The 13,498-nt window shown below is 44.3% G+C and carries 14 protein-coding genes; 5 read left to right on the top strand and 9 right to left on the bottom strand.

Features of this window, described 5'->3' with window-relative positions; translation table 11 throughout:
* Positions 1–353 precede the first annotated feature (353 nt).
* A complete protein-coding gene (sohB, locus tag ACVBIU_RS14845) occupies positions 354–1,382 on the bottom strand; it encodes a protease SohB (RefSeq protein WP_447162070.1) in 1,029 nt (342 codons plus the stop codon).
* Positions 1,383–1,528: 146 nt separating this feature from the next.
* Positions 1,529–4,054 carry a VolA/Pla-1 family phospholipase gene (locus ACVBIU_RS14840; RefSeq protein ID WP_447164145.1) on the bottom strand — a complete coding sequence of 842 codons (2,526 nt, stop codon included), beginning with the start codon at positions 4,052–4,054 and terminating at the stop codon, positions 1,529–1,531.
* 262 nt (positions 4,055–4,316) lie between these two features.
* Between ACVBIU_RS14840 and ACVBIU_RS14835 the strand changes: the two genes are divergently transcribed.
* Complete coding sequence (locus ACVBIU_RS14835) at positions 4,317–5,054, top strand: YciK family oxidoreductase (protein ID WP_447162068.1); 738 nt, start codon at positions 4,317–4,319, stop codon at positions 5,052–5,054.
* A 137-nt stretch (positions 5,055–5,191) separates the two neighbouring features.
* Here the strand turns inward: ACVBIU_RS14835 and rluB are convergent, their stop codons facing one another.
* The 5 genes from rluB to rnm form a co-directional block, all read right to left on the bottom strand.
* A complete protein-coding gene (rluB, locus tag ACVBIU_RS14830) occupies positions 5,192–6,064 on the bottom strand; it encodes a 23S rRNA pseudouridine(2605) synthase RluB (RefSeq protein ID WP_447162067.1) in 873 nt (290 codons plus the stop codon).
* On the bottom strand, positions 6,057–6,653 hold the full coding sequence (scpB, locus tag ACVBIU_RS14825) for an SMC-Scp complex subunit ScpB (RefSeq protein ID WP_447162066.1): 597 nt from the start codon (positions 6,651–6,653) through the stop codon (positions 6,057–6,059). The genes rluB and scpB overlap by 8 nt, the downstream gene beginning before the upstream one ends.
* Entirely contained in the window at positions 6,654–7,442 is a 789-nt protein-coding gene (locus ACVBIU_RS14820; RefSeq protein WP_447162065.1) for a segregation and condensation protein A, read from the bottom strand.
* A gap of 185 nt (positions 7,443–7,627) precedes the next feature.
* Positions 7,628–8,248 (bottom strand): L-threonylcarbamoyladenylate synthase, encoded by a 621-nt coding sequence (locus ACVBIU_RS14815; protein ID WP_447162064.1) that lies wholly within the window; start codon positions 8,246–8,248, stop codon positions 7,628–7,630.
* The gene (rnm, locus tag ACVBIU_RS14810) at positions 8,245–9,123 is read right to left on the bottom strand and encodes an RNase RNM (protein WP_447164144.1); all 879 of its coding nucleotides are present in this window, start codon (positions 9,121–9,123) and stop codon (positions 8,245–8,247) included. The genes ACVBIU_RS14815 and rnm overlap by 4 nt, the downstream gene beginning before the upstream one ends.
* A gap of 422 nt (positions 9,124–9,545) precedes the next feature.
* On the opposite strand from rnm, the gene ACVBIU_RS14805 reads away from it, so the two are divergent.
* Positions 9,546–10,949 (top strand): multiheme c-type cytochrome, encoded by a 1,404-nt coding sequence (locus ACVBIU_RS14805; protein ID WP_447164143.1) that lies wholly within the window; start codon positions 9,546–9,548, stop codon positions 10,947–10,949.
* A gap of 72 nt (positions 10,950–11,021) precedes the next feature.
* Here ACVBIU_RS14805 and ACVBIU_RS14800 read toward each other — a convergent pair whose 3' ends face one another.
* Both ACVBIU_RS14800 and ACVBIU_RS14795 read right to left on the bottom strand, forming a co-directional pair.
* Positions 11,022–11,471: an energy transducer TonB gene (locus ACVBIU_RS14800; RefSeq protein WP_447164142.1), complete on the bottom strand. Its 450-nt coding sequence runs from the start codon at positions 11,469–11,471 to the stop codon at positions 11,022–11,024.
* 177 nt (positions 11,472–11,648) lie between these two features.
* Positions 11,649–11,801 carry a hypothetical protein gene (locus ACVBIU_RS14795; protein ID WP_447164141.1) on the bottom strand — a complete coding sequence of 51 codons (153 nt, stop codon included), beginning with the start codon at positions 11,799–11,801 and terminating at the stop codon, positions 11,649–11,651.
* A gap of 14 nt (positions 11,802–11,815) precedes the next feature.
* Here ACVBIU_RS14795 and ACVBIU_RS14790 point away from each other — a divergent pair, with 14 nt between their 5' ends.
* From ACVBIU_RS14790 to xthA, 3 genes are read left to right on the top strand one after another with little or no spacing between them, the layout of a single operon-like run.
* The gene (locus ACVBIU_RS14790) at positions 11,816–12,361 is read left to right on the top strand and encodes a septation protein A (protein WP_447162060.1); all 546 of its coding nucleotides are present in this window, start codon (positions 11,816–11,818) and stop codon (positions 12,359–12,361) included.
* Positions 12,361–12,660: a YciI family protein gene (locus ACVBIU_RS14785; protein WP_447162059.1), complete on the top strand. Its 300-nt coding sequence runs from the start codon at positions 12,361–12,363 to the stop codon at positions 12,658–12,660. The genes ACVBIU_RS14790 and ACVBIU_RS14785 overlap by 1 nt, the downstream gene beginning before the upstream one ends.
* Positions 12,661–12,677: 17 nt before the next feature.
* Positions 12,678–13,484 (top strand): exodeoxyribonuclease III, encoded by an 807-nt coding sequence (xthA, locus tag ACVBIU_RS14780; protein ID WP_447164140.1) that lies wholly within the window; start codon positions 12,678–12,680, stop codon positions 13,482–13,484.
* Positions 13,485–13,498 lie beyond the last annotated feature (14 nt).

Genomic DNA, 13,498 nt, shown 5'->3' with positions numbered 1-13,498 from the left:
CGGCGTAGCTTTCGCGGGGCAGGATGCCCCATCGGAAGCGTTAGCTATTTATCCATAAGTATGAGGCCCGTATCTAATGCATGTAACTTCGTCGGGGCGGCTCGGGTGATGCAAGAGGGGGGAAGCTGTTGTCCCCCTTTTGCCCGTGTGTGAGCTGGAAGCTCACGACCTTTATCAAACGAAGTTTGATTGATTTGGCTTTAGATTTACCTCAGCGGCAAGCGCCGACAAACTTTTGTCCAATAACGAGTTATGGTTTTAGTGTAATGGCATAGCTAATTAACCCTGTTAATTCTAAGCATAAAAAAACCTGCAAAGTGCAGGTTTTTTCTGGTGGTAAAACCGAGGCTCAATTACTTAAGCGGCTGGTTTTTCTCTGCAAACTGATTAAAAATTGCGTTAAATGACAATGATGCACCATGGGCAATCTTATCTGACAGCGTCTTCTTAAGCTGATAACGCACCTTAATAACGGTGCGCTCTTTTGCCAGATTCATGATCACATCATCACTGGTTGAGATCTCATCAACTAAGCCTAGTTCAATCGCTTGTTGACCATACCAGTGCTCACCTGTAGCAACCTTTGCAATATCTAGGTCTGGACGATATTTCGCAATGAACTCTTTAAAGAGTACATGGGTCTCTTCTAGCTCTTTTTGGAACTTTTCACGGCCTTCATCGGTATTTTCGCCAAAGATGGTTAAGGTGCGCTTAAAGTCGCCAGCAGTATGCTGCTCATAATCAATATCGTGCTTTTTCAATAAACGATTAAAGTTAGGTACCTGAGCAACCACACCAATTGAGCCAACAATAGCAAACGGCGCAGAGTAAATCTTATTCGCTACACAAGCCATCATATAACCACCACTAGCAGCGACTTTATCAACACAAATACTTAATGGGATCTCAGCTTGTCGTAAACGGTCAAGCTGGCTTGAGGCTAAACCATAGCCATGAACCATACCACCGCCGCTTTCGACATTAACAATCACTTCATCGCCTTTATCAGCAATAGCGAGAATGGCACTGATCTCTTCTCGCAATGACGCAACTTCACCCGCGTCGATGCTGCCTTTAAAATCAACAACGAAAACCTTAGGTTCAGTTTCTTCGACGTTATCTTTTTGTTCTTTTTCTTTGGCTTTCTCGTCAGCTTTTAACTGCTTTTCATAAGCTTTAAATGCTTTCTTAGATAGCAACTCTTCTTTCAAGTCATGCTTCAACAGCTTTAGGTTATCACTTAGATTCGTTAGCTTAAGTTCACCCTTATCAGCCTTGTGCTTAATCGTTGAGGCCAGCACTACAATCACGACAGCCAAAATAGCCACTACGATAGTGACAGCCTTAGCCAAAAACAAACCGTACTCGTACAGAAATTCCAAAATATTCTCCAGCTAAACCAATTCTATCTCTTCAATTGCGAGCTATTCTACCAGCCTATTTGGCAATAAAACATGCCAATAAAAAACCCAGCTTTCGCTGGGTCTTTTTTTGCACAAAATCGGCAATATGCGCTAGCTAATCTAGCCTACGGGCAGCTTTGAATCACACTGCTGTCTTGCACTAATATCGTTGCAGAGCCTTTACCTGCTGTTAGCGCAAATGCTGCCACTTCTTGCTGCATTTCAACTGTCGCTTGAGCCGCCATGCCATCTGTTACGCCATCAATCTCATCAGGGCTAACAATTGAGCTATGGTGGCCTTTACTAAAGCGCACCGCACCTGAGCCAGCTTCTGTTCTATCAATACACTTAAGACCAAGATTCGCAATCAAAGGCTCAGTACCTGATAGTGGGAAACCCTCAACCGTATTTGGCAATACCTGATCCGGTTTATTGCTACCATCGCCAACCACTTCGATTAAGTGAACAGGTAGCTGTGTGCCTGCAAGTGATGTTGCGTGGTTAATCGGATCCGCGCTATCAAATGCTGTTTGGACTGCAAACGCAAAGGTTGGAATAAACTCAGCGTAAACCGCTGCGACAATCGCATTGTATTCATCACTGCCCTCTTGTGCATCATTAACATTGGCTTCATCAACAAGAGCCTGGAATGACTCTGTAGCGACTATGGTGTCAAATAGTACAGGACCAAAGGTTGCTGAGCCTGCAAACGCACCAGCTAGGCCACCCGCAGGAGCCACTAAAGATGCTGCATTAACAACATAAGCATTTGGCAACTCAGTGCCACTTGCAGGATCTCTTAGACCAGTAGATGCATAGTTGGAGAACGTTGTACCAACGATGCCACCTAAACTTAAGCCCTGAGCACTGATTTTGCTGATATCAAAAACCTGAGGCTGCTGGGCTTGAGCAAGACCTAGATATAAACCTGTTAGTGCCGCACGCAATGCTAAATGGTCAACCGTTGCTTGGCGGAAATTATCACGCACAGTCAAGGTGCTCGCAATGTTAACAAAAGCCAGGGGATTACCGTTTTTAAAGGCATCGGGTGTACCGACAACAGCGCCATAGCTTGGATCCGTTGCTGATACTTCATAAATGCCATCACCATCGGCGTCAAATGAGCGCGCACCATGCAGTGGCATATCAATTGATATAGTCGCGATACCTGATGCAGCGTAAGTACCTGCATAAGCAAGAGCCATCTCTTTACCGCCGCCTAAACCATGCATAGCAATCGTTGTAGGCCAGCCGTTAGTCGGCGGCGTAAACGGTAAGCCTTGTTGCTGATAAAAACCGGCAAGCTTAGTCGCGTTAGGTAAGGTTATTTGTACAGCAACTTTCTCATATCCCTTAATCGCTGGGATTGGGTTGAACTTAGTAAGATGCTTAGCTGGATCTGCAGGAGTACCATCATCTAACAACCAGGTTTTACCTGCAAGCAACGCTGGATTGGTCAAAGCTGCAACCGCATCAACGCCTTGAGCTTCTGCTTGGGCAAAATAATTGGCTTGGCTTAGCGTTTGAGCTTCTAACGCCAATAGCACTGAAACAGGGCTATCGCCTTGCGCTTTCCAGTGGCCGTTTATTAAAGGGTTCAGATCTGCATCCAAACACGCAACCGAAGAGCAGTCGCCATAAATAGGCACTTGAATTTCAGCCTTGTAAACATCCGCTAGATCTGAAACCACATAAGCAAGGCCATCTGCTGGTGTTAAACCTGCGGCTTGGGCAACTGTAATCACATTACCGCCCATAACAACCGGAGCAGGCATTGCAGTTAATTTGGGCGCGTATGGGTTGCCCTCTCTTGGGTCAACCATCAATAATTTGGTGGTCTCATAAACATCAGCCACTGACTGCGTCGTAAATAGTCCCGAGTAAGTCACCTCTTCAGAATTCGGACCACCTGCTGCAGCCATACCTTTTTCGTAACTGTTAACTAGAGTTTGTAAAAACAGCTGGTCAGGGGTTTCTAATGGCTTAGTTTCAATATCAAGTTTTAATAAACCGTAAGTGGCAGACGGCGCAATTGGACGCCCAGCGGAATCTTGAATAAGCGTTGTAGTTGCATAAATATATGACTGACCAGCTTTTAGTGGCTTAAGAGGGATAATCGCCACTTTATTGCCTGAGGCTTGGGAAACGTAATCAACGCCAAATTGTAATTCATCGCCCACTTTACAGGCCGAGACAGAAGGTGCGCCGCTACATTCAGGATCCGATGACAGTGCGCCGCCAACGGTTGCTTCAAATACGCGAACAGCACCCGGCTGAGCAACGGATGCGGCATCAATCGTCAACACTGCGCCATCGTTATCTGTTGCTGGCATAACATCGATAGTAATTGGTGATGTCGTCGACCAACCATCGAGTGCACCTAATGCAATTTGGGGGTCAGTATAATCACCATTCTCTTCACTTGGCGCATCTGGATCATCACTTTTGGGAATATTGATAGTGCCATCCATTGTGCCATTAAACAGTAAATCGTTTGGCAGTGGGAGTTGGCCATCAGCCGGATCAAAAACCATAACAGACTGAGGGACCAAAGGCTCAGTTTTGTCCACTAATTCATCATAAGTATCTTCGCTACACGCGGTGAGCCCCAATGCAGAGGTTATTGCTACGCCCAAAAAGAGTTTTTTCATCTTTTTTCCCCAAATCTTGTTGTAATAATTTTGTTTTCACTTCGAAATTGGTCACAATAGTAAATAATGTATGACCAAGAGGACTTATTGTTAGTCCTTAACTGAATTCAAGTTAACGTAAAATTATTGACTTAGCTACATTTTTGTCACAATCGAACACCAATTAAGCGGGCAAAAATTAATCGTATGTTTTAAACGGCTGTTTATCATATCAGCGACTCTAGAAGTGACGGGCGTTTGAGCTCTGAGGAAGTATTAACTCATGTTGGAATATCAAGCAGTAAAAGATTTACTAAAAGACAAAACCATCTTAGTGACTGGGGCAGGAGACGGTATTGGCAAGGCCGCGGCGATCGCTTTTGCAAAGCACGGCGCAACGGTGATTTTATTAGGCAAGACAGTTAAAAAACTAGAAGCCGTATATGATCACATTGAACAAGCGGGCTACCCTACACCCGCCATTGTTCCCCTCGATCTGAAAGGTGCTACAGAACAAAACTATAAAGATATGGCTGACACCATCGATGAGCAGTTCGGTAAGCTAGATGGGTTGCTACATAATGCCAGTGTACTGGGTGTTTTAGGTCCGTTTGAACACATAACAATGAGCACCGTAAATGAAGTGATGCAAGTGAACGTCATTGCAGAGATCATGCTGACTAAGGCCCTGCTGCCTGTTATGCGTAAATCAACCAGCGCATCACTCGTATTTACTTCTAGCAGTGTTGGTCGCCAAGGCCGTGCCTACTGGGGCGAATATGCTATCTCTAAATTCGCAACAGAGGGCATGATGCAGTCTTTAGCACATGAGTATGAAGGCACTAATGTGCGTGTTAACAGCATCAATCCTGGTGCTACTCGCACGGGTATGCGTGCAAATGCATTCCCTGCAGAGAACCCACAAACCCTAAAAGCACCAGATGACATCATGGCCACTTACCTGTATTTAATGGGTGATGACGCTAAAGAGATCAACGGCCAGCAACTTAACGCTCAGTAAGCGAAACATCGCCATACTGGCACGATAGAAACAAAACACTATCGGCACCACAGGATAGACACAAAAAGATAGCAACAAAAAGGCCGCTAAATTAGCGGCCTTTTTTATTCAGACAGTCTCCCGTCTTAAGATAAGAGTTAGCTACGCTGACGCGTAGGCTTGGGCTTACCTGAAGCCACTTTATGCTTGTGTACAGCACGCTTAATCTTAGCACTACGTACTTTGTTACGCGCAACACTGTGCTTGTCAGTACCTAGTAATGTACGGGTTTCTTCATCCATACCAGCCGTTTTGCGTAAGTAGTTCACTTCTTCAATTGGCAGTTCAATCCAACCACCACGTGGCAGGGCTTTAGGTAGTTCAATCATACCGTAACGAATACGGATCAAACGACTCACCTGAACTTCTTGTGACTCCCAAAGGCGTCGAACTTCGCGGTTACGGCCTTCAGCTAAGCTAACGTGCCACCACTTGTTCATGCCTTCGCCACCAGCAGCTTTAACTTTATCAAAGTTAGCTGGGCCATCTTCTAGCGTCACGCCCATACGTAAACGCTGAATACAGCCATCGGTCACTTCACCAAACGTACGCACAGCGTATTCACGCTCGACTTCATTTGATGGGTGCATCAGGCGGTTTGCCAATTCACCGTCAGAGGTAAACAACAATAGACCTGAAGTGTTAATATCCAATCGTCCTACTGCAACCCAGCGTGAATCGCGAGTTTTTGGTAAACGATCAAATACCGTTGGGCGACCTTCTGGGTCTTTACGACTACAGATCTCACCTTCAGGCTTATGGTAGGCGATGACTCGACAAACCACATCTGCTTCAGCACGAATAGAAACTGTACGGCCATCGATACGGATTTTAGCGTCAGTTTCAACGCGATCACCTAGGCTTGCAATTTCACCGTCAACACTAACTCGACCTGCAGCAATCCATGCCTCCATCTCACGACGGGAGCCATGGCCTGCACGGGCCAAGACTTTCTGCAATTTTTCACTCATTAGTAGACTCTTCTGTATTTTCGGCCACGATTTTTTCCGATGAAAAAAGTGCGGCCAATGATTCGGCATCTGACAAAGGTGGAAGTTCCACAATACTGTCTAAGCCGAAATAAGCTAGAAACTCGACCGTCGTTGCATAAAGCGCGGGTCTTCCCGGCACCTCTTTATGTCCTACAACTTTAATCCAATTTCTATCGTTTAAACTTTTTATAATGTGGCTGCTAACAGCAACCCCACGGACAAACTCAATGTCACCTCGGGTGACGGGTTGACGGTAAGCAATGACCGCCAACGTTTCTAATGTCGCACGCGAATATTTCGGCGCTTTTTCTTGCCATAGCGGTTGTAAAAATGGACTCAACTCAGCCAATGTCTGAAATCGATATCCTCCCGCTACTTTTACTAATTGTACACCTCGATTCTCATAATCGAGCTGTAACTCATCGATACATGCCTTAATTTTTACCCGTGACACATTAAATTGAGACAATACAGTCTCTTTCAATGCTTTAATTGTCATCGGCTTAGCCAACACAAATAGGCTGGCCTCAATTAACTGCTTAAGCTGGTCTGGATTTATCTGAGACAATCAGTACGCCCTAACATGTATCGTTGAAAATGGCTCAGCTTGCACAAGCTCAACCAGCAACTCTTTAACTAATTCCATTAACGCTAGGAAACTCACGACCACACCGCTGCGCCCCTCTTCAAAATCAAACAGCGCTTCGAACGGTAAATAGGTTTCAGCATTAAGTTTCGCTAAAATCTGTGCCATACGTTCGCGAGTCGATAACACTTCTCGCACGACATGGTGGCTTTCTGTCGCTTCAATACGCTTTAATACTGATGAAAATGCTCTGGCAATCTCAGTCAGTGAGACCTCTGGAGGCAGTAACTCAGGCTTGATGTTGGCGGCAGGAACCGCTTTTGCCTGAAATAAATCGCGCTCCATTCTAGGCAATTCATCCAGCTTTTCCTGCGCATCTTTGATCACTTCATAGGCTTTCAATTGACGGATCAACTGGGCCCGAGGATCTTCTTCATCTTCATGCTCAACTTCAGGCCTTGGTAGCAATAAGCGAGACTTAATCTCAGCTAAGGTTGCTGCCATGACAAGATAATCTGCCGCCAGCTCCACACGAGCTCCCTGCAGCAAATTAACGTACTCAAGGTACTGTTGCGTAATAGAGAAAACCGGTAAATCTACAACATCAAGTTTTTGTTTGCGGATTAAATAAAGCAGAAGATCTAATGGCCCTTCAAAAGACTCGAGAAAAACCTCTAACGCCTCTGGTGGAATAAAGAGGTCTTTTGGCATCACCTTGAACGGCTGGCCTCGAACAACGGCTAAAGGCAATTTTTGCTGAACGCCCTCCATCCGTAAACCCTCTATATTTTCGCAGACGCGCGATTATACCTGTATACCTAAGCTAGCTCAAGCTGCTCGTTTCAGACAATAGCGAGAAGTGACTTGGGGATCAATATATGTTGATTAAAGCTATAGGCCGTTATCAGTACAGCTATTAATGGTTTCTATTAATAACGGCAACAACGGCCGTCAAACTAAAGGAATGGCGTTACGTCGCCAGCACCTTCACGAACCACCTCTATTTCACCCTCTGACAAGTCGATGACCGTCGTCGGCTTTTCACCTAAGTAGCCACCGTGAATAATCAAGTCGACCTGATGTTCTAGGATGTCGCGAATATGCTCAGGATCAGACTCTGTAAACTCTTGTCCTGGCAAAATTAAGCTGGTTGACATTAATGGCTCACCTAACGCTTCAAGCAGCGCGAGTGCGATCACATTATTAGGAACGCGAATACCAATTGTCTTCTTCTTTGGGTTTTGAAGACGCTTAGGCACTTCTTTTGACGCCATAAAGATAAACGTATAAGGTCCTGGTGTATTTTGTTTAAGTAATCGATAGGCTTGATTATCAACGCGAGCATAAGTTGCCAGCTCTGATTGATCGCGGCACATTAGCGAAAAATTATGATCATTTTCAATCTGCCTGATACGCGCAATTTTGCTCATCGCGTTTTTATCGCCAATTAAGCAACCTAATGCATAGCCAGAATCGGTTGGGTACACAATCACACCACCGCTTTTTATCACATTCACTGCTTGGCTAATTAAGCGGGTTTGAGGGTTTTCCTCATGCATATAAAAAAACTGACTCATTGTACTACCTTCCATTTCTCTGATTGCCAAACCCAGTTCACGCCTTGGGGTTGGTACATATTTTTTCCGATTTCAATCCAACTACCTGGAAAATGAAAATCACTGCCTAACGAGCATGCCAGCCCATTTTGAATGCTGAGCGAAATGAGATTGTTGCGATCATCTATAGTCTGCTGTCCAAGCACCACTTCAATCGCATCACCACCGGCTTCTTTATATTCACGTACTAAACGCTTAAGCCATTTAGCCGACAACTTATAACCGCTCGGGTGTGCCAATACCGATACCCCACCCGCTTGATGAATTATCTCAATCGCGCTGGCCATATCACCCCAATTATTAGGTACATAGCCCGTTTTACCGCGCGCTAAATATTTTTTAAATACATTGGCAGTGTTAGTCGCATAACCTTTTTCAGCGAGCCAACGAGCATAATGGCCACGACTAATCGCCGCATCACCCGCATAAGCTTTTGCGCCTTCATAAGCGCCTTCAATACCCGCCTTGGCTAAACGCTCACCAATCTCTTGGGCCCGTGTTGATCGTAACTCACGTTGGTTAAATAAAAATGCGGCCAACTCGACATTATCGATATCTACATTGAGTGCAACGATATGAATATCAAAATTATTCCAACGGGTTGAGATCTCAACACCGTTAATCAGCTCTAATGGGGTTTCATGAGACTGATTAAAGTCATGGGCTTCTTTCAAGCCCTCTGTCGTATCGTGATCGGTAATGGCAAACATATGCACGCCTTTACTTATCGCGCGTGCTATTAATTCTGATGGGGTTAATTGACCATCGGATGCGGTCGTGTGGCTGTGCAAGTCAACCAATTTAATGTCTGTGGTATTTTCATCTTTCATGGGCATATGATACTTGAGTTTATCCAGTAAAGGTGACTTTAATCCGGTTTTTAGTCATTTACTCCAACTCAAGCGCCTAAACCGACTTAAAAACCCACACTTTTATATTAAACATTAACAGAGAAACATCGGTTATCCGCTTCATTTAGCCGCAACCATTTACACGCATATTAAATAGGCCTTTTACTCCTTATAAAATCAAAAAAACGATTCGACTAATTAAGTAAACCCATTTATACATTTTTTTGAACACACTCAACAAATACCAGCTATTTCAACCACTTTACATGTTCACATCGACAGTTCCAGCGCTATAAATCACTTATTATTGTTACGCCATTAATGGTTCTTACCAGGTTCAACGTCCTCATCAGTTAAGCGAGGTTGAGCCATCAAATCATTACCCTTGTTATAGAGTAAATATAAAAATGAAAAAGACATACCTAGCATTAGTGCTACTGAGTACTATGCCCTTGCTAGCTCATGCCGAAAAAGAGATGGAATTTGCACCTTCATATCTGAGTGTTGAAGGTGATAAAAAGCCGGAGTTAAAACAATGGCGCGACGCTAAAAGCTGCAAAGGCTGCCACCCTCGGCAGTGGAAAGGCTGGCAAGGCTCTATGCACTCCATTGCCTTTATCGACCCTGTGTTTCAAGCTGAATGGGCGATGGGGGAAAAAGAAACTAATGGGGCAGCCAAAAATCTATGCGGTGGTTGCCACACAGTGCTAGGTACCGTAACCCAAACCGTTGAGTTTAAATCTGAATCCGGTAAGTTTGGCGGTTTCACGACCCAAGCAATTGCTAATCAAGGCGTATCTTGTGAAGTCTGTCATAGCGTCGTTGATACCAACATGTCCCACACAGCCATGGGTGAGCACGGTAATGCGTCATTAGCTATCGCCAATGACAAAGTTAAACGCGGTCCATTTGACGACGCTAAGCCTCGTGGCCACAAAGCCGAGTATTCTGAGCTGCATACTAAATCAGAGTTTTGTGCCAATTGTCATAATGTGTTCAACCCTGTTCACGATAACTTTGCGCTAGAACATACTTATGATGAATGGAAAAAGTCAGCCTACGCTGCTGCCGACATCCAATGTCAGGATTGCCATATGGTGCCAGTGGAAACCGCCATGCGCGTGGCTGATGAAATGCTGCCTGCAAACAAGCTTGTGGATCACCGTTTAGGTGGTAAAGCCGCATCTGGTGGGCCGATTAGAAGCTTAGTGCACGACCATGGTTTTGTTGGTGGTAACGCTGTGCTGGCTCCATTACTGGGTGTTGAAAATGGCCAGGCTCACGCAAATGAAGCAATTAAGCGTTTAAAAACAGCCGCAGCTTTAGATGCTAAAGTCACAGGAACCGTGACTTCCCCAGTACTTGAAGTGACGGTGCACAATCGCCGTGCAGGCCATGACTTACCGACTAGTCTCACCTTTATTCGCCAGATCTGGCTAGAAGTGATTGTGCGTGATGTAAACGGTAAGGAGATCATGCGTTCTGGTTCATTAACGGCAGACAATGCATTACCGGAAGGTACAGTGGTTTTTCAAGACACCTCTGTAGATGTTCACGGTAAGCCTGAACATAAACCTTGGAGGGTCGCCAACTTCTCAGTACAAAATACGATTCCAGCCAAAGGCTCGAAAACAGTTAACTACCCGTTTACTCTGCCTACTGGCGTGGCGGAATATAGTGTTGAAACCAAGCTACATTATCGCTCGTTCGATCAAAGTGTTGCAGATCTACTACTAGAAGATAAAGTGATTGTGCCTTCGGTTGAAATGGTTAGCTTAAGTCAAACCTATCAAGGCTTAATGCGTAAATAATCGCTTAATTTGTTAATATGCCGTCACCCTAACCTTGAGTTAGGGTGACGTTTATTGCGGCATAGGGTAAGTTTAGCCACAATTCAATTTCACTTGACGCTGACACTGCGCTGCAGAGTCCTCAGCCGATTCAACCCCAAGACAATAATCGAATCTTAACACCCGCTTTTCAGCTATCGCCGTTTGCTGCGGTTCTATCTGTTGCCAACGCCAACGTTTAATCAGTTTTTTAGAATACTTACCCAAGTGCTTATTCGGAATTGAGCTTACTACTTCAACATTTTCAGTCGTTCCATTTTCAGTAATATCAAATGACAAAACGGTGCAACCTTGAACTCTAGCTCGAGCAAATTCTATTGGATAGTTCGGTGCATTAACTTCTTCTCGATGCCAGGTTTTCGGCGTATCCATGGAAATCTCAGTCTGCAAAACTTCCCCATAAATGCGATTCTCGTTGCCCATTTTGGCGTAACTCATTTGCGGAAATAACAGTAATAGCACCGTGCATCCAATTAATTTCATATACATTCCTTTGTGTAACTTTGAGCTTAAGGTGACAATCTAGGCTACATTACTCAAGAGCAAAAAGCATTCTTCCTAAAATAAAGTTCCGATACAGCTTTAACCTTGATCTAATAGATTGCCAATAGAATTATTCAAAATTTTCAGCGGTAACTTCAACTCGAAATAACCTTAGCATTATTGTAAATAGCTGTTGACAAGATTAATCTTAATATTAACCACTTCACAGAGCTTATAACCCGGTTGCTCAAGCTTACTTAAGCTATCGGCTATCACTTTTTCCTCGCAAGCTTGCATGCTACACTCAGCCTCACTTTTATTAATTTTCAAACTGACACGCCCCTATGAAACAGTTGCTCGACTTCTTACCTCTTATTATCTTTTTTGCTGTTTATAAATTTTTCGACATCTACGTTGCCAGTGGCGCGTTAATCGCGGCAACTGCGCTACAACTTATCATCAGTTACATGCTATATAAGAAGCTTGAAAAAATGCATCTTATTACTTTTGTCATGGTAACGGTATTTGGCTCGCTAACACTTATTTTGCACGATGATTCATTTATCAAATGGAAAGTCACTATAGTCTATGCCTTGTTTGCCATCGCACTGGGTGTAAGCCAGGTAATGAATAAGCCAATTTTAAAGAGTATGCTCGGAAAAGAATTGGTTGTAGAAGATAAAATATGGGCGCATGTAACCTGGTATTGGGTTAGCTTTTTTGTCATTTGTGGCCTGGTTAACATCTATGTTGCTTTTAGTCTGTCACAAGAAACCTGGGTTAACTTCAAGGTATTCGGTTTGACTGCGCTAACACTTATCAATACTGTGTTAACCGTCCTCTATCTGTTTAAAAACATGTCTGAAGAAGATCGTAAGGAACTCAAATAATGTGGTACATGATTTCATCGCAAGATATTGAAAATAGTCTAGAAAAACGTTTATCTGTCCGTGCAGACCATTTAGCTCGCCTGCAGCTTCTTGCTGACGAAGGTCGTCTGTTGATTGCCGGTCCACACCCAGCCATTGACAGTGAGAATCCGGGTGAAGCAGGCTTCACAGGTTCGCTGGTTGTCGCTGACTTTGCTTCACTTGAAGATGCACAGTGCTGGGCCGATGCTGACCCATATATTGCTGCAGGTGTGTATGAAAGCGTTATCGTTAAGCCATACAAACTTGTATTGCCGTAAATAAAAAGGACTGACAAGTGAAGATTGTTTCATTTAATATCAATGGATTGCGAGCTAGATTACACCAACTTCAAGCACTCATCGACACTCATCAGCCCGACATTATCGGCCTGCAAGAGACAAAAGTGCACGATGAAGCGTTTCCTTTGGCCGATGTAGAGGCTATGGACTATCACGTCCATTACCATGGCGGCAAAGCCCATTATGGTGTAGCTATGCTATCAAAAGCAGAGCCAACAAAGGTTCAAAAAGGTTTCCCTACTGATGAAGAAGACGCCCAGCGTCGTATGATAATGGGTACCTTTGTGCAGGAAAATGGTCGTCCACTCACAGTGCTCAACGGCTACTTTCCTCAAGGCGATAACATCAGCCATGAGACTAAGTACCCAGCTAAGCGTAAGTTCTACAAAGATTTAATGCTGTACCTTAATGAGTATCACAATGCAGATGAAGACATTGCTATTATTGGCGATATCAACATCTCTCCTGTCGATCTCGATATTGGTATTGGTGAGCCGAATGCTAAACGCTGGTTAAAAACGGGGAAATGTAGTTTCCAGCCAGAGGAACGTGAGTGGCTAAAAACACTGATGGATTGGGGTCTAGTCGATACTTTCCGTGAACTTCATCCTGCTCGCACTGAACGTTACTCTTGGTTCGATTATCGCAGTAAAGGCTTTGTCGATAATCGCGGCCTACGTATCGATGTGGTCTTGGCAACGAAATCTTTGGCTCAACGCCTAACTGAATCAGATGTGGATTATGATCTACGCGGTATCGAAAAACCGTCAGATCACGCGCCAATCTGGAGCACCTTTAGTTAAAAACCAAATTGGTA

The organism is Shewanella sp. 30m-14 (assembly GCF_052977125.1).
Note: the sequence above shows the minus strand (reverse complement) of the source record. Positions and strands in the feature narration are given on the sequence as shown.